Source organism: Nostoc sp. (genome assembly GCF_036917135.1).
Lineage (GTDB): Bacteria > Cyanobacteriota > Cyanobacteriia > Cyanobacteriales > Nostocaceae > Nostoc.
The window spans coordinates 153,874-178,299 of sequence record NZ_JBALEA010000063.1 but is presented as its reverse complement, the minus strand read 5'-3'; the positions used below and the strand labels follow the sequence as shown (position 1 = coordinate 178,299).

The following is a 24,426-nucleotide window of genomic DNA, read 5'->3' as shown; positions in this document are numbered from 1 at the left end:
AATGAAATTGGTGACAAACAAGCAACAGAAGACACGGTTTTTAATTTCATTATCCCAGACAACACCTTTCGGGATGTCGATGCTGGCGATCGCCTTACCTACACTGCAACCCTAGAAAACGACGATCCACTCCCCAGTTGGTTAATTTTTAATCCTGCTACCCAGAATTTTAGTGGTACTCCTGCGGTGGCGGATTTGGGTAAGCAGAATATCAAAGTCACTGTCAATGATCTTTCTGGGGATGAAGTCAGTGATGTTTTTGTACTGACAGTTGTTGATGTCAATCATGCACCAATTGTAGATCAGGCGATCGCTGACCAAAAAGCCACAGCAGAAACTACCTTTAACTTCATCATCCCTGAAAACACCTTTAGCGATGTGGATCTTGAAGATACCCTAACCTACACTGCTACCTTAGAGAACGGCGATCCCCTACCCAGTTGGTTAACCTTCAATGCTAATAAGCGCACTTTCAGTGGCATTCCTACGAATAATAATGTGGGTAGCTTGAACATTAAAGTTATTGCCACAGATCCGGTTCTTGCTCAAGTTAGTGATGTGTTTGCACTCACAGTTGCCCAGAAGACTACTTCTATTATCGAACCAACCAGCCTACTCACAAGAATTACAGGTGATATCTTTACTATCAAAAGTCAAGTTAACGATGAAAAAGCCAAACTCTCAGTCAAGATTAAAAGCAACACTTCTCAAGAAGTTAATGAAGTGGGTGTGTTTGTCGTTGACGATGCAGAAGGTAGGATTGACGGCATAGCGCCCGGTGCAGCAAATTACACCGAAGTAGCTCTCCAAAGAGCAACGGTGCTTTTCTCATCTCTTGCCAAACTGCCCAATGGCTTTAATCCTAGCGATCTGACAACTCTACTGGAATTTAATTCTGAGAGTAATCTGAGATTTTATTTAATACCTAGTAGCACTACTCAGGCGGTGCTATCTGGACAAAGCTCGTTTTCTCAGGTGCTTTTTTCCTCAAGTACGAATGTGGACAATGGAGGGTTCTCTCTCAATTTCCAGAATTTGGCTATTAAGATTGAAGCAACAGATCAAAACCCACCTCTAGGTATCAGTCTTCAAGGAAAATCTGAAGCCGAAATGATTGATTTGCGGGATGTAACACAATTGGTGAAAGCCGACTTTGTGATTCATAGAGAAGCAGCTTTTAACAACTTTGTCGGCTTTTATCAGGTAACTGATCAAAATGGTGGTATTGATACCAATGGCGATGGTAAAGCAGATGTGCTTGTTGGACAAGCAGGTTATACTCAAGCAGCTATTAGTAACCGTGTTGCTGGTATTGATTTGAGTGTGGCTAACCAAGGTACAGGGAATTTCGCAGGTACTTTCCAACCTGGTGCTATTTTCGCCCCCTTTCTCATCGTTAATGCCGGGACTGATGCAATTCTTGATCGCAATCCCAATAACGATCCGGCAGTTTACTTCTCATTCTTGGGCGCTAAGACCGACAAAGCGGATCATATTCGCCTGTTAGGGAATAACGCTTTTGGCTTTGAGGATTTGGCAAATGGCGGCGATAAAGATTACAACGATTTGATTGTCCGAGTTAATTTGAGTATCGCTTAGTCTCAAATTACGCGGTATGAATGTACTAATAAAACCTGTAAGCTAATGAATACAGGCTTTATTTTTTGAAAAAATCTACGTATATGTAGGATGTATTTCAAAAATCAAACATGAGTTCTATATATAGAGCGATCGCACCGATGTTTTAGTGAATCTGTCATTTGCCAGAAGATGCGATCGCCGCAAAGTATTACACTGATTGAAACAAATGTGTGAGAGTAGACTTATTCACTTACCCGGAGACATAATTATGGTTTTTGCTGGCAAACGACCGAATAATTTAGGTGTTAGCAACGGTAAATTAGCATCCTGCCCTAACTCTCCTAACTGTGTTTCCAGTCAAAGTACAAATGCAACCCACAAGATTGCACCGTTGACTTTTACATCTACCCCAGATCAATCAATCGCTAATCTTAAAAAGATTATTCAGTCCTTACCAAGAACTAAAATCATTACCGAAAGTAAAGATTATTTATATGCAGAATTTAAAAGTGCTTTACTGGGATTTGTAGATGATGTAGAATTCTATCTAGACAGAAATGCTAATGTTATCCAAGTGCGTTCAGCCTCACGCTTAGGTCAGAGCGATTTAGGTGTCAATCGTCAAAGAGTAGAGACGATTAGAGCTAAGTTAAAGTAATTCGTAATTCGTAAATTTAATTAGCTGAGGATTTATAGCCCAACAAGTAAGTTGATCCGTTTTTAAGCTGAGTGTTTTAAATCGTTACAAAGATGGTGATACGCGGTGACGCAAAGATGCAATTGGAATGACGATTAGCTTAAACACCAACCATTTATTTTACAATTAGACATTTGGTGAAAAAGAGACGTAGCACTGCTACGTCTGTACAAGGGTTCTGGATAACGCATATTTAATTTCTGGAGATGTCTATTTGATGTGGTGTTTCACCGAAAACTAGGAATTAGAATTAGTTAAACCAGACTAGATAATATCTGCGATCGTAATATTTGTGAAACTTAATTTATTTAAAAACTTCGACTCCCGACCCCGATTAATAATTGCTATCGGACTGGCTGTATTAGTTTCAGTAATCCTTCCGTCTTGGCTGCACTTACCAACTCGCATTCTCTGCGCTTGGAACTCTGGAATTGACTTCTTCTTAGCCATAACCTGGTGGAAAATGATCAGGGCTACCCCAGAAAAAATCCGCCGTTATTCTGAGAGTGAATATGAAGGACATTTGGCTATATTCATGCTAGTGATTGCTGCGGCTTGTGCGAGTGTTTTAGCCATTGGGTTTTTACTAACTGATAAAAAAGGGTTGTCAACAATTCTGCTTATCCTACACGTCATACTTTCAATTATGACCATTGTCGGTTCCTGGTTATTAGTACATACAATGTTTGCAGTGCAATATGCACACAGCTATTACAAATATATTAATCATCGTCATAGTGAAGAAATCACCGGAGGTTTAGATTTTCCTAATAATGAGAATCCAGATTACTGGGAATTTTTATATTATTCTTTTGTAGTTGGCATGACTAGCCAAGTTTCAGATGTGCAGACAACATCACCCGATATGAGGCGCTTGACTCTGTTACATAGCATATTATCCTTCTTTTTCAATACTACCATTTTAGCTATGAGTATTAATATCATTGCATCGCTCATTTGAATTGGGGATTGGGGACTTGTACTGAGCGTACCCCTTCGGGGAAGCAAGCTACGCGTAGCGTCTCGTAGAGAAGCCGAAGTATTGGGGATTGGGGACTGGGCAAGAAATTGCTTTAAGATTTGGTTGGCATCTGAATCTAGATACTTATATTAAGAGGATGTTTTAAAAGTCCTCTTGTCAGTAGCAAAACGTTTTAGATCCCCCTAAATCCCCCGCTCAATTGGGGGACTTTGATCCGGTTCCCCCCAATTGAGCGGGGGGTTAGGGGGATCAACAAGTACCTAAAATTACAGCCAACCACTTTTAAAACATCCTCTAAAAGTCCCCAATCCCCAGTAAAACCAGTTCAAGCCTAAGCCGAGGCACTCTTTGATACCAATGGCATCTCGCCCATTCCACAAGAAGATATTTATCCCACAACAGCCGGACTTACTACTTTCTCCTCTCTTTGGGAAGGTGGACGCATTCCCAAACCAAGTAAATTCAGCATTTCTCGGTCAGTATCATAATCTGGACAGGGAGTTGTCACCGTCAACATCTTGTTGTCGTCGCTAGAAAAGATCGAATTGGCTCCTGCCATAAAGCAGAAAGCTTGTTCAACCTGAGAAAGTCTTGCCCTACCAGCACTAAGACGCACATCAGAAGCTGGCATTAAAATTCTAGCTGTGGCAATCATCCGCACAATATCCCAAATGGGGACATCAGGCTGATTTTCTAAGGGTGTGCCCGGTACTTGGGAGAGAATATTAATCGGTACGGACTCTGGATGGGGATGTAAGTTTGCCAAAGTTTGTAACATACCAACACGGTCATCGACAGTTTCGCCCAAACCCAGGATACCACCAGAACATACAGTCACATTCGTCTGACGGACATTCTCAATTGTGTTTAAGCGATCGCTATAAGTCCTCGTGGTAATAATTGTGCTGTAATATTCCTGTGAGGTATCTAAGTTATGGTTGTAGGCGTAAAGTCCCGCTTCTGCCAATTTCCTAGCCTGATTTGCCGTCAACATCCCCAGAGTACAGCACACTTCTAAACCCATTGCAGTCACATCCTTGACCATTTCCAGGACTTCTTCAAATTGTGAGTTATCCCGTACTTCCCGCCAAGCAGCACCCATGCAAATGCGACTAACACCAGTTTCTTTAGCTTTCTGGGCGATGTTAACTACTGTTTCCTTTTCTAGGAGTGCTTGCGCCTTTACCTCTGTTTGATAGCGGGAAGATTGGGCACAGTAGCTACAATCTTCTGGACAACCTCCGGTTTTAATCGATATCAGCTTACAAACTTGGATTTTTGTTGGGTCATGATATTGGCGATGCACGCTAGCAGCTTGATAAATCAGCTCTAGCAATGGCGTGTTGTATATCGCCCTAATCTCTAATTCCTGCCAATCGTAGCGTATTCCCACCAGATCACTATCCTTCTTGTAGACTAGGTTATTGAACCTCGCATGTTAAACCTATTTTACGGCGCATTTTTTCAATTTTACGGGCATCAGTGCTGTATTCAGTTAGCTGATATTCTGCAATTTTCAGCAGTCGTTCTAATTGGCACCATCGGGTATTTTGATGCAGCTATTAAGCCGAACAATTGTTAATTTTTATTCACCATAGCTTTGCATTTTATAAATCTCAAATTTAATAGGGGAAAAATATACTAGCGGTTACGTACTAACGAATCGAGTATTAAGTTTAAAAGGTAATATTTATGGCTACAGTATCTAGAAGCACTTTATCTCAATTTTCCCAAGAGCGATCGCTCATTCTCTGGTTTGATGAAATTGGGATTGCTGATATCCCTGTAGTTGGTGGTAAAAACGCCTCACTGGGGGAAATGATTCAGCAGTTAACGCCCAAAGGCATTAACGTTCCTACCGGATTCACCACCACTGCTTACGCTTATCGTTATTTCATCAAATCAGCAGGGTTAGAGGCAAAGCTACGCAAACTCTTTGCAGATTTAGATGTTGAGGATGTCAAAAATTTACGAGAACGCGGGAAAAAAGCGCGATCGCTATTAATCCACACCCCATTTTCTGTAGAATTGCGGGAAGCGATCGCCACAGCATACCATAGTCTCTGTGAACGATACCATGCAGAGACAGATGTTGCAGTCCGTTCTAGCGCCACTGCTGAAGACCTACCCGATGCTAGTTTTGCCGGACAGCAAGAAACTTACCTCAATGTTGTCGGTGTCCAAGGAGTTTTAGCAGCTTGTCATAAATGCTTTGCTTCCCTATTTACCGATCGCGCTATTTCTTATCGCCACACGAAGGGATTTGACCATTTTAGCATTGCTCTGGCTGTAGGTGTGCAAAAAATGGTGCGCTCTGACTTAGCAACATCTGGAGTGATGTTCTCCATTGACACAGAAACCGGCTTTAAGGATGCGGCACTAATTACAGCCGCTTACGGTTTAGGTGAAAATGTTGTCCAGGGGTCTGTAAATCCCGATGAATATTATGTTTTTAAACCAACTTTAAAAGCTGGTTTCCGCCCAATTATCGATAAAAAATTGGGCAGTAAAGAACTGAAAATGATTTATGATGACGGCTCCAAATTTACGAAAAATGTTTCGGTTTCGGCCAGCGAAAGAGGTAAATTTGCCCTGAGTGATGAAGAGATTTTACAACTAGCAAATTGGGCGTGTTTAATTGAAGACCATTATTCTCAAGTCCACGGTATTCCCACCCCAATGGATATCGAGTGGGCCAAAGATGGCATTACGAACGAACTTTTTATTGTGCAAGCGCGTCCCGAAACCGTCCAGTCGCAGAAGACGGGAAATGTGTTGCGGAGTTATCGGTTGTTATTGGCGAATCGAATCGGCAATGGGGAAAAATCTTCCCAATCCCCAATCCCCCTTGTTACGGGAAGTGCCATTGGGGAAGCAATTAGTCAAGGAAAAGTACGTCTAATTTTAGATGTTCAGAAACTCGAACAGTTCCAAGTTGGGGAAGTTTTGGTGACAGAGAGAACTGACCCCGATTGGGAACCAATTATGAAACGCGCCAGTGCAATTGTCACCAATTCTGGGGGACGAACCTGCCATGCAGCAATTATTGCGCGAGAATTGGGTGTACCTGCGATCGTGGGATGCGGTAATGGTACGGAAATCTTAAAAGCTGGTCAAGAGGTAACAATTTCTTGCGCTGAAGGAGAAGAAGGAAAAGTTTATGCAGGGTTATTACCTTTTGAGGTTGAAGAAGTCCCTTTAGAAAACTTACCGCGCACCCGCACTCAAATTTTAATGAATGTGGGTAATCCCCAAGAAGCATTAAGTTTATCGGCAATTCCCAACGATGGCGTAGGTTTAGCGCGGACAGAATTTATCATCGCTAACCAAATTCAAATTCATCCAATGGCATTGATTCATTATGAATTGTTAAAAGATGAATTTGTCAAAGCTAAAATTGCTGAAATTACCTCACTTTACGACGATAAACCCCAGTATTTTGTAGATAAATTAGCCCAAGGCATCGGTAGAATTGCGGCGGCATTTTATCCCAAACCAGTGATTGTCCGAACGTCAGATTTCAAAAGTAATGAATATGCCAATTTGTTAGGTGGCCGACAGTTTGAACCCCATGAAGAAAACCCTATGCTAGGTTGGCGAGGTGCAGCGCGTTACTATGATGAAGGCTACAGGGAAGCTTTTGCCCTAGAATGTCAAGCCATCAAGCGGGTACGGGAAGATATGGGTTTGACGAATGTGATCCCGATGATTCCTTTTTGTCGCACTCCTGATGAGGGGCGTTTGGTTTTGGCAGAGATGGCAAAAAATGGTTTAAAGCAAGGTGTTAACGACTTGCAAGTTTATGTGATGTGCGAGTTGCCGAGTAATGTTATTCTGGCTGAGGACTTTGCTGAAGTATTTGATGGCTTCTCCATTGGTTCTAATGATTTAACTCAGCTAACACTAGGTATAGACAGAGATTCGGCGTTGGTAGCGAGATTGTTTGATGAACGCAGTCCGGCTGTCAAGGAAATGGTGAAAATGGCTATAAAAGCTGCAAAAAAACATCACCGCAAAATCGGCATTTGTGGACAAGCACCCAGCGATTACCCAGAATTTGCCCAGTTTTTGGTTGAACAGGGAATTGACTCGATTAGTCTGAATCCAGATTCAGTTTTAAAGACGATGCTGGAAGTGGCAAAAGTCGAGGGTGTCAATGTGCATTAAATGCAAGTTGGGTTTCCTTACCGAAAAAATGGGTTTAGAGCTACGTGCTTCACGCAATGCTTTAAAGTAATGAGTAATAAGTAATAAGTAATAAGTGAATATTCTTACTCATTACTCATTACTTATTACTTATTACTCCAGAATCACCGTTGCTTCAGTCCGGTGAGGATGTCAAGTCAACCCAACCTACGTTGAATCCATCTGAATTTTATAATGGCGATGTCTACAACGGGCTACGCCCTCCGGGAAGAGTCCGCGATCGCCTTTCTTTAACCCCTACTTCCCTGCCTTTGTGGTCTGAATTATCAAAAAGCGTTACAACTTTGTCCCACACTCAGCGCAGAAGTTATGGGTAGGAGCATTTTTGGCATTGCAGTGGCTACAATACACTGGCTCTGGTGCAGCTTTCGTCCCTTGCTTCTGCAAGCCGACCATTTGAGCGTTGCTCTTGCCAGGGACTACCATTGGATAACAGTTTTCCTCTCTGGTGACAAGGGCATTCACAATCACAGGGCCTTTGTGTGCCAGCATTTCGGCGATCGCATCTTTTAATTGACTGCGATCGCGGATTACCATGCCTTTAATGCCATAAGCTTTTGCTAATAACTCTACGTCTGGCATCCCTACTTCCATATCTGAGGATGAGTAACGCTCACCATAGAAGGCTTGCTGCCACTGACGCACCATCCCTAGCCAGCCGTTATTAATGATTAATGTTTTGACATTTATCCCATATTGTGCAAGTGTTCCCAACTCCTGCAAACACATTTGGAAGCTAGCATCACCACTGATACAGATGACTTCTTCATCAGGAAACGCTACTTTCGCGCCCATTGCCGCAGGTAAGCCAAAACCCATCGTTCCCAAACCGGCGCTAGAAATCCAGCGCCTTGGGCCATTCTTCAGAAATTGTGCTGCCCACATTTGATGTTGTCCGACATCTGTGGTGTAGAAAGCGTGGGGTGCTTGGCGACTGACTTCTACGATCACTTCTTGGGGTGAAATGCTGTCGGGATGGTGCGGCACGATGAGAGGATACTCTTCACGCCAACGGTTAACTAAATTTAACCAGTCTTGGTTTTGATTCGGTGTAGCTTTAACGCCTGTTTCTTGGCAGCGACGCAACAAGTCTACTAAGACGTTCCGCACATCGCCAACGATGGGCACTTCGGGAACGCGGTTTTTCCCGACTTCTGCGGGATCGATATCGATGTGAATTACTTTAGCGCGGGAGGCAAATTCATCTAATTTACCTGTAACGCGATCGTCAAATCTAGCGCCGACACAAATCAGCAAGTCACAATCACTAACGGCGAAGTTAGCGTAAGCGGTACCGTGCATCCCCAACATTCCCAAAGCTAGGGGATGATGTTCGTCAAATGCACCGATCCCCATTAAGGTTGTGGTGACAGGGATGTTGAATAATTCAGCTAGTTCTTTGATTTCTTCATGGGCACCAGCTGCGATCGCACCACCACCCACATACAATAGGGGACGACGACTTTCAGCAATCAACTGGATCGCAGCATTAATCTGCCGGGGATTTCCCTTCACGGTGGGACGATAACCGCGTAACTTCACTGAACCTGGTTTTACAGGTATATAGTCAAATTCTTCTAAAGCTACATCTTTGGGGACATCAATCAAAACTGGTCCCGGACGCCCAGTACTAGCGATGTGGAAGGCTTCAGCCACAATTCGCGCCATATCCTTGGGGTCACGCACTACATAAGAGTGCTTGACAATTGGCAGTGTAATTCCGTAAATATCAGTTTCTTGAAAGGCATCTGTACCAATGGACGGACGTGCTACCTGTCCTGTCACCACAATCATCGGAATCGAATCCATGTAGGCGGTGGCGATGCCTGTCACCAAGTTAGTTGCTCCTGGGCCAGAAGTACCAAAGCACACTCCGACTTTCCCCGTGGCACGGGCATAACCATCAGCAGCGTGGGCTGCACCTTGTTCGTGTCTGACGAGAATGTGCTTCATAGCACCAGTTGCTTCTACCTTATACAGGTCGTCGTAAATTGGCAGAATTGCTCCACCGGGATAACCAAAAATATAATCAACGCCGTGGCGATGAAGGCTGTCAAGGAGAGCAAAACCGCCAGATGCACGTTTGGGCACCACTGGCGGGCTAGAAATACGGGACTGTTTCTGATTCTCAGTTTGGGGGAGACTAATTTGGTCAAGCGATCGCACGGTCAAACCTCAGACTATAGCTAAAGTTAATGCTGAATTCTGTAGTTAAGATTTCATTTTAATTGAAAAGTTCAATCAAAATCTGATTAATTTTTATATTCAATATAAAGCTAGATTATTAGCCTACATTAGTTAAATTACATCTTGCAAGACTTTGCGGGTATTTTTCCAAGCCCAAACACCGACAACCACCACAACAACACTCATTCCGACAAGCACAAATCTCAAGCCCAGAGCATCAGTTAATGGCCCAGTAATGGCCAGAGGTAACGCCAGAGCGATGTTGACGGCATGATTTTGAAAGCCAAATACTTTACCGTGCATGGTAGGTGGTGTTTGCTGTTGAATTAAAGTTTGCATGGGTACACCAATTAAGGCAGCACCTACACCCAAAAATGCACAGAGTGCTAGCGCCAGCAACAAGTTGTGCATAAAAGTGAATACACCTAAAACTAGTGCAATCATCAAAAATCCAATTAAAGGTAGAGGCTTGTGATGCAATTTCTCACCCCAATGGCCTAAAATTGCTGCACCAAATACCATACCCACCCCTGCGGCTGCCAAGAAAAAGCCAAACTGTTTTTCTTTTAAACCAAACTCCTCGGCTAATCGAATTGTCAGCACAGTTAAGGCTGCAAATACACAATATAAAGTTGTCAGTTGCAGCATAGCATTCAAGATCAAAGGGTTTTTTTTGAGATAGCGTAGGCTTTCGGTAAATTCAGCCCAAGGGTTATTTGATGCCCGATGTTCCCGGTGGGGTTTGTCTTCTTTAAACTTAATTGGCTGCATAATCGCAGCCGATAATATGTATAATCCACCAACCACAAGCTCTTGACCGTATTCTTCTCCCATCCAGCTTTTCGCCAAACTCAAAATCGGCTCTCCGATCGCAAAGCCAACAATTAAAGCTCCCATCATCGTACTGGTAAACAGTGCATTGGCTGCCAACAAATTCTCTCGCTTCACCAATAAGGGAATCGCTGCTTGTTCGGCTGGTGCAAAAAACTGCGTCACCGTGGAAATGGCAAAAGTCAGGATTAACAGAATTAGAAAGTGTCGTGGTAACAAAGGGAGACACAACGTTAATATTCCCCGCACGACATCTGAACCGACCATAATCAGCTTTTTTGGCAAGCGGTCAACAAAGATGCCACCAGCAGAGCCGAACAAAATTGCTGGTATTGTAAACGACAGCATCAAGGTTGAGTACATCGAGTTTTGTGCCAACCCAGGAAGCGGTGGGTAGTTCTCCAAGAGAGCAATCAGCAAAACGAAGAAGACCTTATCTGCTAACTGGGACAGCAGTTGCCCAATCCACAGGAGCATAAAACCACGGTTTTTGAACAGTGCGCCAAACCCGTTATTAACAGCAGCTGGTTCAGTTGGAAACATTTAGATACTTTTTTTTGGGTAGATGGGGAGTGGGGAACTAATGACTAATGACTAACTCCTGTGTACTTACTCCATTGTCCGGATTAATTTGCTTCATAATGCTTTAACAGCATAAGCAAAAATTCAGCTGCTGTCAGACGACCTTTGGGTGGAATAATTTCAATGGAAGAATCTACCCAGCAGCCTTGTACAGTTTGGGGAGATTTCCAAATCAACAAATGATCAACTGCGGGATCAGCATAAAAGTTATTTTGTCCATTACCTAACAAACATGAACTCCAATGGGTGAAATAATCATGACTCATCCGATGAATAGGGAAATTCCCCTGTAGTGGTACTCCCCATCCATCTATAGCAATAAATGCTTTGACACAACCACCCAAGAGTTGCCACAAATGCGCTGCCCCTATTGCCCCGACTACGCCAGCACTGAAGCTAATGAATATAATTGATGATTCTGGAGAGTTGGTCAAGGGATACCTGCGGTGAGCTACGCTAACGCGCAAAAATTGCAAAATGTGCAAGGCTGATAAAACCAAAACATCTTTACCCGGATAAATCAGTATATTTGCGGAATTGGGTGCGTTAGCGTAGCTCACCGCAGGTATCGCGCCATGAGAAACTAAATCTAACAATCCGACTCTAAAGCTTTCAGTTAATTCTGGCTCATGAATTCCAGGGCAAATAATTATACTCATTTTTAATATTACCTTTCATCACATGAAATCTATCTGCTACCACTTAAACATTAGGAATTAATTCTGCTACTAAATTTTTATAGCCTTGCTATACTGAGAATCGTGAAGGCGATACCGATCCTGGATATCCCGATCCAGTACTCTTCAGCCCAAATGGCGAAATTTTAGCAGTCACAGCAATCGCCAACATCACATTATGGCAAGTTAGCTCTGGAGAAAAAATACGCACAATTTATCGTCATAATCAAGATTTGGGAGGCTGCTTGGCTTTCAGCCCCAATGGACAAACCCTAGCGTTTAGTGAGTTTGCCAATGGTGTGTTCAGTATTGAACTTCGTGATGTAGAAACTGGCAGCAAGACTTGTACTCTTCAACAAACCTTGTATAAGATCACCTCGCTTGATTTCAGTGGTAATGGAGAAGTTTTAGTGAGTAGTTATAGTGATGGCACGATCGCAGTATGGCAGCAAAAGGAAGATTTAACCTGATGAATGGAGTAATGCGATCGCACTTTCAGTATGTGATTGATGAGAGCGATATTGGCGGGAAACTACAAGATCGCACTATTCACCAACAAGTCTAAGTGCTGACTCCAAAACTTGTGTACTAACTCTGAACCCAATCTGAATCAGTTGTTCAAAAATTGGTCTAGCAACTTTTATCCTACCTTCTTGTTTTGCTAGTAAAATCACACCTAAAGTTCCTCTGGTAAGCATCCCTAAAGCAAGTGCGGCAATTTTTGCCGCCCGATCATCCAAAATTGCTTCATAGCCTGGGTTGTTATGTATCCAGGTAAGAACTTGACTTTCTCCTAAACCAAGATCCCACGCTGCAATCATTGAATCAACTTGTTCTAAATCTCGAACATAGCTAGATCCTTCATTCAAAATCGAGAACTTTGCAGGATCATTATCCGGTGCAACGGAGATTTCCCGAACCACACCACTAGGAATAATAACTTCATCACAAAGTTCAAAAAGCAGATGAACCTGATTAATCTTAGCCAGTACAATCAATGGAGAAGCATTCACAACCCATCGCCTAGTCACGTTCTAACTCCTCTGCTAATTCTTCTGGAGTCACCTGGAAAGGTGAAACGTTATAACGATTGAGTGCTTCTAGAAATTGGTGACGACTGACTCCTGCGATTTCAGAACCCTTAGATTGGGAAACTATACCAACTTCATACCATTTGACAGCAGCTGCTAAACGCATTTCCTGAACAAAGGTTTCTGGGTTACTGCGGAGTGCGGAAAAAACATCATTTGGAAGTTCAATATTAATCTTTATTGTCATGAAATCAGTTGGTTCTCCAGGTTATTTTTAGGCTAACATTAATTTACTATAACTGCAAAAAAATAAGCGATCATTTGCATAAATTCTTGATTTACTATATGCAATCTCAATCTTTTATTCTCAATTTCTAACCTTTTGTTTTCCTGTTATATCTTAATCACCATCTCTTGCAACTCTTACACTTAGACATTTTCTTACACTTGCGTTTAGAAATAGGTTTTATTTTTAAATTACTTAACTCTGTAACTTCTAAACTAGAATATTTATACAAAACCCTAATTACTGTGATTAACTCATTTTTGACACTATCTGATGATAGACAAAATTTCATTGATGCTATGAAATTCCCTCATCTTCTCCAGAGGAGGACATCTAATGGCGATTATTAAAGATGGGGCATTGATTCAATTTTCAATGCCCCACGTAAGTTTTGTATATCTTTTGATGTATTATCTTGATTTTTCCACCTATCCTATCCCCCTGGATGGGATAATATTTTACTAGTAGGGAAAATATTTAAGGTATTCCCTAACGTCATGTCTCTCTGCACTCTGCTTATATTGAGGAACTCATTGTGGTTGCCACGCCGGAAAAAGTACAACATACTCACGAGCATCTATCAGGTAAAGACCGTGTAGCCGTATTGCTCATGGGCTACGGCGAAGTCGAAAGCTATGAAGATTTCGCCAACTATAACGAACAGGCTTTAAATCTACTTACAGCAAAATTTGCACCAGTACCAACCTGGATTTATCCCCCCCTGGCAAAGCTTTTGGCACTATTTGACCGCCACGAGTGGGGACACACACACCACGATTTTATTTCCCCACACAACGCCATTTTTGAACAGCAGCGTGCTGGGATTGAGAAGAATTTACAAGAAAAATGGGGCGATAATATCCAAGTTTTCAAGGCTTTCAACTTCTGCGCCCCTTTTCTACCCAATCAAGTTTTAGCAGAAGTCAAAAACCAAGGCTTCGATAAGCTGCTGATTTACCCACTACTGGTAGTTGATTCTATCTTTACCAGTGGGATTGCGATCGAGCAAGTTAACAACGCTCTGGTTGAGTTGACTGATGGTGAAGAACACTGGGTTAAAGCACAGCGCTACATTCCTTCTTTCTTCAACGAACCAGCTTACATCGATTTGATGGCTCATCTGGTTGAAGAGAAAATTGCTGAGTTAGCCGGAGCTTATCTCCCTTCTCAAATCGGTATTGTGTTAATGAACCACGGCTGTCCCCATAAAGCTAAAGGCTTTACTTCTGGGATTGCCGAAAGTGAAGCAATGTACGATTTAATTCGGGATAAGTTGATTAATCGTTATCCTTTAATCTCCGTGGGTTGGCTCAACCATGACACACCCCTAATTGATTGGACACAGCCAAATGCAGAGCAAGCAGCAAATAACCTGATTCAATTGGGTGCAAAAGTGGTAATTTTTATGCCAATTGGCTTTGCTACAGAAAACCACGAAACTCTATTGGATGTACACCACATCATCCATGCTTTAGAAAAACAGCATCCTGGTACAAACTACGTACAAATGGCTTGTGTCAACGACCATCCAGAATTTTTGGCAATGGCGGCTCAATGGGCTGATGCTCATATTGCAGAGTTGCTGTCAGAGGAAACTTTGGCAGTTAATCCGCAACTAGCAGGGCATCATCACCACCATCATTAATTCGTAATTAGTAATTAAGAGGGACAAAGCAAGCACTGATTAAGCTAATCGGCATTTACAGCTATTTTCAGGTAAATAGACCACGCGGTAGGGGCACAGCATTGCTGTGCCCCTACGACAGATGTGGTTCAAATACATGAAAACTGCTGCAAGTTGCATAATCAAGGCGCTCATGTTGCCCACCCCAGAAGATGTTGAGAAAATCTTAATATGCAAATTAGATGTGTTTTAGCTAACAACTACGAATTACCTTAATACTCCCACGCCTTGAAGCGTGGGATTTTTTGTAACTTAATCATTCATTTTCTGAGTTAGCTCATTTCAAATCATCTGAGTCAGAAACATCGGAAATTTCTGAAAGAATCTGCAACCAAGTAGGAATTTCTATCTCAGATGGCAATTCCCTAGCCGCCAAATATCTCAGTAAAGTTTCTTTTTTTGAAAGATTTTGCAGACTAGGAATAATTTGATCCAAAATGCCTTCTAGTTCAGAATTAATTTGCTGATTAACTTCGCTAACATACTGCACAAGATGAAGGCTAGCACTAGCATTAATTTCATCTCGCAGTCGCAGTACTAAAAGTTGGTGATTGCTCGATCTGGGTAAGCCTTGGCTTTTTTCTGGTGCCCAATCAAAGATTTGACCAACGTTGTGTTTATCGTCTTGACGTGCTAGTGGAAAGATGATTTCGGGAGCAACTGTTTTGTCTTTGCTACTGATTTCAGCGATGATTGCCTCTTTCCATTCGTTAGGATCGCATCCTAGCAATAATTTGTAAAAGAGATCAGCATCTTCAAAACCAAATTTTTCTTCGATTTCTTGTTCCATTTCTGGATGGAAAAATGCCTGTAATTGTTCGCGTTCTGGGGCTATATGATTTGATAATTGGTTCAACAAATCTACCACGGCTTGCTGGATGCGATCGCGGGCAAAATCTTCTACTTCTTTAACGGTTTTCTCAAATACTGGGTAAAAATCATCACTTTTAGTCGGAACGGAAGTATTTACACGGTTTCCCCGATCAAATAATTTCCCAGCTGCACCTTTAGATTCTGCCAGAGCGATCGCTCCATTGTTGGCTTTGTTGAAGAGTAAAGTCCACTGGTTCCAATTGAGGATTCTAAAGGTAAGTTCGTCTTTTACTACATCACTGACGACAAAACCACGCCTGTCTTTGAGTGGTTCTTTCCCTAAATCTTTTTGAAAATTCCTATAGATTTTATCCAAGCTTTCGAGTACAAAGCGCAATTCGATAAAAGCGGGGCTATCGCCTGTGGGGATACCTTGCTCGTGAATTTCATCTATGATATCCTTCAAGTGATCTTGTTGCTGGCTCACCACATCAGCAGCTCGGCGAGTATCTTCATGTAGTTGCTTCAGACCATGAGTAGCTACGTGGGTTTGAATCAATTCCCGTAGTTTACTAAGTCCCCCATCTTGACCAAAGTAACCCAACTGTCTGCCTAAATAACTACGAGGATCAGATTCTAGCAGCCGTTCACTTAAGCGTTCCCATTTTTCTTGTAGCCGTTTAGACCGATCTAAGTAATCAGGATAGTCTAAGTTAGCCAAAAACTCTGGTGAGCCGGCTTTCACTGTCGTAGAACGTTTTGCCAATTCAGCCAATCCCAACAATGGCGACAGTAAAACTATCCGGTCTTTTTGGGTTGTAAAGGCTTCTGCACCATCAACGGTAGTTTGCAGAACTTTGAGTTTTTGGAAAACCGTTTCTTCCTGCAAATGTGTGCCATTTTCAATCAGTTGGTCAAGTTCTCTTTCGCCACCCTCGCTGTCTAAGGGTAGTTGATCGAAGCGACCTACACCCACGAGAATTAAATCTTTCAGGTCTTGTCCCGGTCGCTGCTGCTGCATCATGGTGAAGATTTTATTGGCGCGATCGCTCCCTGGAGATTTACCATTTAGCAATACCAAAATTGTCTGTACTTCTGCCAATTCCCGCAGTGACAAAAAGGTATCTCTAGCCCCCGAATTCGCAGCCCCCAATCCCGGAAAGTCGATGAGAATAAATTTAGCTGCGCCTGCAAAATCCCAAATTTCCCGTGAGATTTTCACATCGATATCTACGCGGCGAATCAGTGGGAAACTGTTTTGTAATAACTTTGTTGGTAGCCTTTGGGGTGGACTCGGTAATCGGATGTGCGCTGGGGGTAAATCCTCAAATTTCAGAGTTTGGATTGCCATTGGCTGTTCGACTAGCTGTAGCCCTTCACGGGCGGTGATGGCATCAATCTGGTAGTGCCCACCACACATAACTTCCCCATAAGCTTGATAAGCCCGCAGGAACAATACCAACTCCCGCAGTAAATAACGTAACTCTAAATTGTTGCTACTATTCCATGCTTCTTCACACCAGCTAATAATGTCTTTCCCAGAGTTGAGTTTTGATACTGGTATCGGAGGAAGTCCGGCTGCTGTTGTTCGTTTATTGGCTTCCCCTAGCATGAAGCGTAGACACTCGTGTACGCCTTCATGAGAAAGATACTCTACCGTAAAGTTACTTAATTGCGTAGTTGCAAAGTCGTCTTGCGGGATGATATGTATGGCGGTAACATTACCTGTAGTGGGGTTTTCACTCACTGGCAAAGCATCTGCATATCCAATTAGACTGCCTAAAAGTAAAGTTTTCCCACTACTGAATTCCCCCATCACCCCAATTTTCACAGGTGAAGTTGCCAGGTCTACAGTTTTCTGAGCAGCCGACCGCAAACGCAAAAGACAGTCATCAAGACTAGCTGGAACCCAATCTTCTTGTTGAGAAGGGTACTGGGGCACAGAATCTATCTTTCGGAGGATGAATTCGCCGTACTCCTTAAAACGGCCTAGTTGATCTGGTTCCATAAAATAGTTTCCGCCTAACATGAATTTCTGTGAGCTTTATAACATAATAAAATGCGTAAGCGCAGATCGTCGTAGACATCGCTAGCCATTACAGCAGATTTCAGGTAAATGAAGTACATATATAAAACCCAAAACCTTGTAGAGACGTAGCAGTGCTACGTCTCTACGTGTATTCGATTAGAGCGCAATCTGCTGTATTGCAATGTGTTGATATCACGTTTAGCATTTCTCTCATTTAATTGGCGATTTTAGATCAGGAATTTTGAATGGTCAAAGTTCATACTAAGCACTAAAGTCGTTACTAAAAACCTTCAAAACTAGCTTGAAAAAATACTATTGCCAGGAGTCTAATTCATGCTGAATTCTTTTTGATAAAAAATCAATATTTATTTAGTATGAAATTCTTGATTATTGTAAATTTCTTATAAAGATATGAGTCACTCACAATAAATTATATAGTTTTCGTGAAGCTAAATCAGGTTTTTGGGCAATGCAATTACATAGCTAAGATGAATTTATCGATGATTTTAATAAAAACAAAGTCAAACAACTTCCCTAAGAGATGGGTAGTTTGAAATTTATCAAAAATGCGAACTTATCATAAAGAATAGCTTCAGTCTTTTTACAATTTATTTACATTAAAACCGGAATTTTTGCATATATAGAAACAAATAAAGTATTAAGATAAAAAATAGATTGGCATGAAATTATACACATGTATTAACAAATACTATTTCCCGAATATTAACTTAATAATTTAGGCAGAGCAGGCAGGCAAAAGTGTTTTCTAAAAAGGTGCAGAGCTACGTTAGCCAAATCATAGTTGATGAGGAAGAAATACAACAGGATGAAAAAGTATTTTGCCAGCAGGCGGATACTGCTCCTCTGATGATTTGGATGTCTGGATGCAATACACTTTACTGTTACTTCAATTCCAGTTGGCTGGAATTTACCGGAAAACATCTAACAACACCTGCGTCTGCATCTGAGCGAGAAAAGGAGATAGACAATATCTGGACTTACAACGTCCATCCAGAAGATAGACAGCGATGTGAAGATATCTATCTGGGAGCATTTGCGACCCATGATTCCTTCCAGAGACAATATCGCCTGCGTCGGGCTGATGGTGAATATCGTTGGATTTTAGATACAGCTGCGCCACGATTTGCAGCAGATGGCAGCTTTGTCGGTTACATCGGTTATTGTGTGGATATAACAGAACTGACCATAGTGGGAAGCCAGGCTTCCCTAACACCAAGCTGCTCACCATCGACAAATTCCTCTTGCTGCCTAGGTAAAATTACGGGAAGACAAAAATCACTAGAGCAACTGCAAGCTGAAACTGCAAAACGCCAAGCAGTTGAAGTACAGTTACGCCAAAAAACCTCAGAATTTGCCGCGATTTTGCAAGTGCTTCCTGATTTGTACTTTCGTCTTGATGCTGATGGAACTATTCTGGATTACAAGCCAGGATTGATGGAGAGTCTGTATATTCCACTAGGAGATTGTCAGGGTAAGAGTTTGCGAGAATGCCTACCCCCTGTTGTAGGCGATCGCTTCCAGCAAGCAATAACTCAAGTATTGGAAACTCAATATGAAGTCAGTTTTGAATATACCTTAACCCTACCAGAAGATAACAATAATTTTGAAGCGAGGTTATTACCATTACCAGATCAGCAAATCATAGTTCTTGTCCGCCACACCCGCGACAACATTCAAGCAGCATTAATAGAAAGCGATGGGAAATTTCGCAGCATTCTTGAAAACGCCAATAACGTTATTTTTGCACTGACACTGGAAGGAATATTTTCCTACGTTTCTCCTAACTGGACTGAGCTTTTTGGGCATGAGGTTGCAGAGATTGAAGGCAAATCCTTTATTCCCCTTATACATCCTGATGATGTATTTATCTATACCGATTATTTTCAAAGAATTTTGACAACAGGTAAGAAACTAGACGCAATTGAATATCGGGTAAAACACAAAAATGGTAATTGGCGATGGCATACAAGCAACTCATCTGCTATTAGAGATGCCAATGGCAATGTTTTATACTTCGTTGGTATTTGTTATGACACCACTGAACGCAAACAAGCAGAAGAAGCTCTAGCAGAAAGAGCGCGTTTAGCAAATTTTCGTGCAGATGTAGACGCAGCCCTTGCCCAGAGTGACAGCTTACAGAAGATGATGCGCCGTTGCACTGACGCTTTAGTTGAACATATTGATGCAGCTTTTGCTCGCATCTGGACGCTGAACAAAGAAGACAATGTATTGGAGTTGCAAGTCAGTTCGGGGATGTACACCCACATTAATGGGCCTCATCAACGTGTGCCAGTCGGTCAATTTAAAATTGGTTTGATTGCCGAAGAGGGCAAACCCCACCTAACTAACTCTGTGCAGACAGATCCCCGTGTGGGTAACAAAGAGTGGGCACAGCGAGAGGGTATGATCGCCTTCGCTGGCTATCCCTTGATTGTTGAAGGTGAAACTGTAGGGGTGATAGCGATGTTTGCCCGTAAAGCATTGACAGAATCAACTTTCACCGCACTGGAATTTGCCGCCCAGGAGATTGCCATTGGCATCAAGCGCAAACAAGCAGAAATTGCACTCAGAGAAAGCGCCCAGCGAGAAGCACTACTTAATCGTCTTTCTAATCAAATTCGAGCTTCTTTGGATCTTAATCACATTGTGGAAACGGCAGTGCAGGAGATTCACAACTTATTTCAGATCGATCGCTGCGCCTTCTTTTGGTATCGACAAGATACTGATGTACCATACTGGGAAAAAGTATATGAGGCGAAAAGTCCCTTTTTACCCTGTCTGCTTAACGATAAAGAAGCAACTGATGCCGAAATCGAACTAATCGCAGCCAAAACCTTGAACGGAGAAATCATCTGCATTGATGATGCTGAGACTGTGGGCGATTCCATAGCACAACAGTTTTTGCAGGATTTTGGTTTTACTGCCTTTATGTCGCTGCCAGTACACACCCAATCTGGCGAAATTGGCACATTTAGCTGTGGTTATTGTAATGGCTTTCGCCCTTGGCTGCACAACGAAGTAGAATTATTACAAGCAGTTACAGTTCAACTAGCGATCGCTATTGACCAAGCTAAACTTTACACCCAAAGTCGCATTGCTGCCCAAACTGCCCAAGACAAAGCCCAGCAACTAGAAGCGGCGCTGCTAGAACTTCAACAAACCCAAGCGCAACTGATTCAAACTGAAAAAATGTCCAGTTTAGGACAATTGGTTGCAGGTATTGCCCACGAAATCAATAATCCCGTCAATTTTATCTACGGCAATATTACCCACGCCCGTGAATATACCAAGGATTTGCTGCACTTAGTAGAACTTTTTCAACAGAACTACTACCCACCAGTACCAGAGATTGATCAACAAATTGACACCATTGATTTAGACTTTCTCAAGCAAGATTTGCCCAAAATTCTGGATTCTATGAAGATGGGAGCCGAACGCATTCGGCAGATTGTCCTATCTTTACGCAATTTTTCTCGCCTTGATGAAGATGGTGCCAAGGCAGTGGATATTCATGAAGGGATGAATAGCACCTTGCTGCTGTTGCAAAATCGCCTGAAAGCCAAACCAGGACATCCCGAAATCCAAGTAATCCGAGACTACGGCAACCTACCACCAGTCATGTGTCACGCTGGACAGATGAATCAGGTGTTTATGAATCTGTTGACAAATGCGATCGATGTTTTAGAAGAGTCATTTGTCATTAGTCCTTTGTCATTAGGAAATAACAGTGAACAAAGGATAAATACTTCGGCTTCTCTGCCTGACGCTACGCGTAGCTTGCTTCCCCGGAGGGGTACGCTCAGTACAAGTGACCAAGGAAAAATGACTTGTCCCCAGATTCGCATTCGCACCTTCATCGAAGAAAACCGTGTAATTATTAGCATTGCCGACAATGGTCGAGGGATGACTGAGGAAGTACGCAAACGTCTATTTGATCCCTTCTTCACGACAAAACCTGTGGGTAAAGGCACGGGTATGGGGTTATCAATTAGCTACCAAATTGTTGTCAACAAACATGGTGGGAAAATCCAGTGTATTTCGGCACTGGCAGAAGGTGCCGAGTTTATCATCGTCATTCCACTAAAAAAGTAAGTCTCAACTTAGATATCACACAACCTTGATCTAAACTTAATTAAAAGTTAACCAATTGGTTGTTAACTAAGATCAATTCACTTTTTGCTGCAATAAATATTTTAACCCCCTCAATGACCTAGAATTTACACGAGCTGGGGGGATTATTTCTCTTACTATCAAGAATTAAGAGTAGTAATGTTGCAGTTGAATCGATTAAAAAACGTTGTAATGGTAGTACTATGTTTGCTTAGGTGTAGCCCAATCCAGGCATCGCACCGTTGAAAAAATCCCTGAGTACAAATTACAATAGAAGGCTGGGATGATACAACCCCAAAATCCAAATAGTATCACCTACACACGCGTTATCCACCTAAGTCATATAATTGACCTAGATATTCCCCAATGGTCTGGAGATCCCACAGTAGAATTTGAAACTGTGGCGGAACTAAATAATGATGGCTATTACCTCCGGCGTTTCTCTTTGGGGGAACATAGCGCTACCCATATCAACGCCCCTAACAGTTTTCATCGTTCTGCCGTGGGAATTGACCAATACCCAGCCCAGTCTTTGGTTGTACCTGCGGTAGTCATCAATGTTTGCCAAGCCACAGAGGTTAATCCTGATTATGCTCTGACTATTGCTGATATCCTGGCTTGGGAAGAAGAATACGGTGAGATTTCTGATGGCTGCGTAGTTATACTGAATACTGGCTGGCAAAAAAAGTGGTTTGATAAAAGTGCATTCCTGAATCATGATGCTCAAGGAATTGCTCACTTTCCAGGGTTTGGCAGCGATGCGACTCAATTTTTACTGAATGAACGGCAAATAGCTGGAGTAGGAATTGATACTCATGGTGTAGACCCTGGACAGGATAACAGTTTTGCCATTAACCGCCTAGTTTTAGAACAACCGCGCATTGTGTTGGAGAATCTGACAAATTTGGATCAACTGCCACCAAAAGGTACTACTCTAGCGATCGCAGTTCTGAGATTACGTGGTGGTTCTGGTTCTCCTGTAGGGGTGTTGGCCTTAGTGCCTTAATTTTTATCGAAGAGAATTCAGGAGTCAGGAGCTGACTTTTCACGGTATCTGCAAAACCTCACTTCTATTTCTCTCTCCTTTTAGGAGAAAGACTTTGAATTTTCCCCCTTCCCGACGCGGGAAGGGGGTTAGGTGTTTCGTGGCTTTTCCACATAACGTGAAAAATCAGAGTCAGGAGTCAGATGAGAAATTATGAATCAGAATATTGTAAGTAGTAGAATTTCTATTATTATTCCAGCTATTAATGAAGCGGTAAATATCAAAGAAGCTAACGCAACTACCCAACCCAGCACAAATATAGAAGTGATTGTAGTAGATGGTGGCTCAAAAGATCACACACCAAAAATAGCTCAGTCTTTAGGTATCAAAGTTATCTCATCATCTCCGGGTCGGGCTGTGCAAATGAATGCGGGTGCTTTAGCAGCTAGTGGTGATATTCTGCTATTTCTTCATGCAGATACCCGTTTGCCAACTGGGTTTGATGAGATGATTCGCACAGCACTACAACAGCCTGGGACTGTGGCTGGTGCATTTAACTTGCGGATTGATGCGTCACTTTTGAGTTTACGATGGGTAGAGTGGGGAGTAAATTTGCGATCGCATTTTTACCAAATGCCCTATGGCGACCAAGCAATTTTTGTCACAAAAGAAGTATTTGAGCAAATAGGCAGCTTTCCCCAATTGCCCATCATGGAAGACTTTGAATTCATCCGTCGTTTAAAACGCCTTGGACGCATTGTAATTATCCCCACACCAGTTGTCACCTCCGCCCGTAGATGGTTGCAAAAAGGAGTATTCAAAACTACGTTACTTAATCAAATAGTAATTATTGCTTATTTACTCGGCGTTTCACCTGAGCGAATTCGTAGCTGGTATCGCCAAGAAAAATTTAAGTAGGTAAATTAAAAATTTCTCTTATCCGTCGAAGTTATGAACAAGCAATTTATCGTAAATCGATTTAATTCTGGAGACTTACGGAAGTTTTTGAGATTGATTGTATTAATATTACTAGTACTTAGCTTTGCTTTCTCATTAAACACAGACCTGGCTTTGGCACAAGAATCTGCAAATCCAAATTCTTTCAATCCCCAAGCAATTTTACCGGACGCTTTGCACTGGATTGATAACCTTGGTGCGGTGGGAGCCATAGCTTTTATTGCTCTTTATATTATCGCTACCGTTGCTTTTTTCCCAGCTTCTATTCTCACTTTGGGAGGTGGTGTGATTTTTGGTGCAATTTGGGGTTCTTTGTACGTGTTCATTGGTGCAACCCTTGGCGCTACAGCTGCTTTCCTCGTCGGACGTTATTTAGCAAGGGACTGGATTGCTCGTAAAATCGCCGATCACAAAAAATTTGCCGCCATTGACCAAGTGGTTGGAAGAGAAGGATTAAAAATTGTGCTGTTAACGCGACTATCTCCCATATTTCCTTTCAATTTATTGAACTATGCCTTTGGCATCACAGGAGTTTCACTCAAAGATTACTTTATCGGCTCCGTGGGCATGATTCCTGGAACCATCATGTATGTTTATCTTGGTTCCCTTGCAGGTAATCTTGCCATGATTGGCACTGAGACTCAACCTACCAACCCTACTTTGCAATGGGCAATTCGCATATTGGGTTTGTTTGCGACAGTCGCCGTTACAGTTTATGTCACCCAGATTGCACGCAAAGCTTTAGAAGAGGAATTGTAGGGTAGGAC

At 42.3% G+C, this 24,426-nt stretch carries 17 protein-coding genes; 10 read left to right on the top strand and 7 right to left on the bottom strand.

Annotated features, from left to right (window positions below; all coding sequences use genetic code 11):
- The 3 genes from V7K50_RS19430 to V7K50_RS19420 form a co-directional block, all read left to right on the top strand.
- The coding region (locus V7K50_RS19430) for a putative Ig domain-containing protein (protein ID WP_334962805.1) at positions 1 to 1,599 on the top strand (1,599 nt) is incomplete at its 5' end.
- Between the two features lie 250 nt (positions 1,600 to 1,849).
- Complete coding sequence (locus tag V7K50_RS19425) at positions 1,850 to 2,239, top strand: DUF1499 domain-containing protein (RefSeq protein ID WP_334962803.1); 390 nt, start codon at positions 1,850 to 1,852, stop codon at positions 2,237 to 2,239.
- A 331-nt stretch (positions 2,240 to 2,570) separates the two neighbouring features.
- The gene (locus tag V7K50_RS19420) at positions 2,571 to 3,239 is read left to right on the top strand and encodes a DUF1345 domain-containing protein (protein ID WP_334962802.1); all 669 of its coding nucleotides are present in this window, start codon (positions 2,571 to 2,573) and stop codon (positions 3,237 to 3,239) included.
- A gap of 409 nt (positions 3,240 to 3,648) precedes the next feature.
- Here V7K50_RS19420 and bioB read toward each other — a convergent pair whose 3' ends face one another.
- The gene (bioB, locus tag V7K50_RS19415) at positions 3,649 to 4,656 is read right to left on the bottom strand and encodes a biotin synthase BioB (RefSeq protein ID WP_334962819.1); all 1,008 of its coding nucleotides are present in this window, start codon (positions 4,654 to 4,656) and stop codon (positions 3,649 to 3,651) included.
- Positions 4,657 to 4,952: 296 nt separating this feature from the next.
- On the opposite strand from bioB, the gene ppsA reads away from it, so the two are divergent.
- Positions 4,953 to 7,427, top strand: a complete 2,475-nt coding sequence (gene ppsA, locus V7K50_RS19410; protein ID WP_334962800.1) for a phosphoenolpyruvate synthase — start codon at positions 4,953 to 4,955, stop codon at positions 7,425 to 7,427.
- Positions 7,428 to 7,742: 315 nt separating this feature from the next.
- On the opposite strand, the gene ilvB is transcribed toward ppsA, so the two are convergent.
- The 3 genes from ilvB to V7K50_RS19395 all read right to left on the bottom strand — a co-directional run bounded on the left by ilvB (position 7,743) and on the right by V7K50_RS19395 (position 11,725).
- The gene (gene ilvB / locus V7K50_RS19405) at positions 7,743 to 9,632 is read right to left on the bottom strand and encodes a biosynthetic-type acetolactate synthase large subunit (protein ID WP_334962798.1); all 1,890 of its coding nucleotides are present in this window, start codon (positions 9,630 to 9,632) and stop codon (positions 7,743 to 7,745) included.
- Positions 9,633 to 9,764: 132 nt separating this feature from the next.
- Complete coding sequence (locus tag V7K50_RS19400) at positions 9,765 to 11,027, bottom strand: MFS transporter (protein ID WP_334962796.1); 1,263 nt, start codon at positions 11,025 to 11,027, stop codon at positions 9,765 to 9,767.
- 83 nt (positions 11,028 to 11,110) lie between these two features.
- Positions 11,111 to 11,725 carry a hypothetical protein gene (locus tag V7K50_RS19395; RefSeq protein WP_334962794.1) on the bottom strand — a complete coding sequence of 205 codons (615 nt, stop codon included), beginning with the start codon at positions 11,723 to 11,725 and terminating at the stop codon, positions 11,111 to 11,113.
- A gap of 263 nt (positions 11,726 to 11,988) precedes the next feature.
- On the opposite strand from V7K50_RS19395, the gene V7K50_RS19390 reads away from it, so the two are divergent.
- Complete coding sequence (locus V7K50_RS19390) at positions 11,989 to 12,213, top strand: WD40 repeat domain-containing protein (protein ID WP_334962792.1); 225 nt, start codon at positions 11,989 to 11,991, stop codon at positions 12,211 to 12,213.
- A 75-nt stretch (positions 12,214 to 12,288) separates the two neighbouring features.
- Here the strand turns inward: V7K50_RS19390 and V7K50_RS19385 are convergent, their stop codons facing one another.
- Entirely contained in the window at positions 12,289 to 12,774 is a 486-nt protein-coding gene (locus V7K50_RS19385; RefSeq protein WP_334962790.1) for a DUF3368 domain-containing protein, read from the bottom strand.
- A complete protein-coding gene (locus V7K50_RS19380; protein ID WP_334962788.1) occupies positions 12,767 to 13,021 on the bottom strand; it encodes a UPF0175 family protein in 255 nt (84 codons plus the stop codon). The genes V7K50_RS19385 and V7K50_RS19380 overlap by 8 nt, the downstream gene beginning before the upstream one ends.
- A gap of 574 nt (positions 13,022 to 13,595) precedes the next feature.
- Here V7K50_RS19380 and V7K50_RS19375 point away from each other — a divergent pair.
- Complete coding sequence (locus V7K50_RS19375; protein ID WP_334962786.1) at positions 13,596 to 14,705, top strand: ferrochelatase; 1,110 nt, start codon at positions 13,596 to 13,598, stop codon at positions 14,703 to 14,705.
- Between the two features lie 316 nt (positions 14,706 to 15,021).
- On the opposite strand, the gene V7K50_RS19370 is transcribed toward V7K50_RS19375, so the two are convergent.
- Complete coding sequence (locus tag V7K50_RS19370) at positions 15,022 to 17,565, bottom strand: proteasome protein (protein ID WP_334962784.1); 2,544 nt, start codon at positions 17,563 to 17,565, stop codon at positions 15,022 to 15,024.
- 780 nt (positions 17,566 to 18,345) lie between these two features.
- Here V7K50_RS19370 and V7K50_RS19365 point away from each other — a divergent pair.
- From V7K50_RS19365 to V7K50_RS19350, 4 genes are all read left to right on the top strand, one after another.
- A complete protein-coding gene (locus V7K50_RS19365) occupies positions 18,346 to 21,699 on the top strand; it encodes a PAS domain S-box protein (protein WP_334962782.1) in 3,354 nt (1,117 codons plus the stop codon).
- Between the two features lie 301 nt (positions 21,700 to 22,000).
- Positions 22,001 to 22,723, top strand: a complete 723-nt coding sequence (locus V7K50_RS19360) for a cyclase family protein (RefSeq protein ID WP_334962781.1) — start codon at positions 22,001 to 22,003, stop codon at positions 22,721 to 22,723.
- 192 nt (positions 22,724 to 22,915) lie between these two features.
- Positions 22,916 to 23,620, top strand: coding sequence for a TIGR04283 family arsenosugar biosynthesis glycosyltransferase (locus tag V7K50_RS19355; RefSeq protein ID WP_334962779.1), 705 nt, complete (start codon positions 22,916 to 22,918; stop codon positions 23,618 to 23,620).
- Positions 23,621 to 23,653: 33 nt separating this feature from the next.
- Positions 23,654 to 24,418 carry a TVP38/TMEM64 family protein gene (locus V7K50_RS19350; protein ID WP_334962777.1) on the top strand — a complete coding sequence of 255 codons (765 nt, stop codon included), beginning with the start codon at positions 23,654 to 23,656 and terminating at the stop codon, positions 24,416 to 24,418.
- The last annotated feature ends 8 nt before the right edge of the window (positions 24,419 to 24,426 follow it).

Bases quoted from the DNA above. Each gene is read 5' to 3' on its own strand.
- V7K50_RS19395 (WP_334962794.1), bottom strand. From the start codon at position 11,725: ATGAGTATAATTATTTGCCCTGGAATTCATGAGCCAGAATTAACTGAA.
- V7K50_RS19355 (WP_334962779.1), top strand. From the start codon at position 22,916: ATGAATCAGAATATTGTAAGTAGTAGAATTTCTATTATTATTCCAGCT.
- V7K50_RS19350 (WP_334962777.1), top strand. From the start codon at position 23,654: ATGAACAAGCAATTTATCGTAAATCGATTTAATTCTGGAGACTTACGG.
- V7K50_RS19380 (WP_334962788.1), bottom strand. From the start codon at position 13,021: ATGACAATAAAGATTAATATTGAACTTCCAAATGATGTTTTTTCCGCA.
- V7K50_RS19425 (WP_334962803.1), top strand. From the start codon at position 1,850: ATGGTTTTTGCTGGCAAACGACCGAATAATTTAGGTGTTAGCAACGGT.
- V7K50_RS19360 (WP_334962781.1), top strand. From the start codon at position 22,001: ATGATACAACCCCAAAATCCAAATAGTATCACCTACACACGCGTTATC.
- V7K50_RS19400 (WP_334962796.1), bottom strand. From the start codon at position 11,027: ATGTTTCCAACTGAACCAGCTGCTGTTAATAACGGGTTTGGCGCACTG.
- ppsA (WP_334962800.1), top strand. From the start codon at position 4,953: ATGGCTACAGTATCTAGAAGCACTTTATCTCAATTTTCCCAAGAGCGA.
- V7K50_RS19370 (WP_334962784.1), bottom strand. From the start codon at position 17,565: ATGGAACCAGATCAACTAGGCCGTTTTAAGGAGTACGGCGAATTCATC.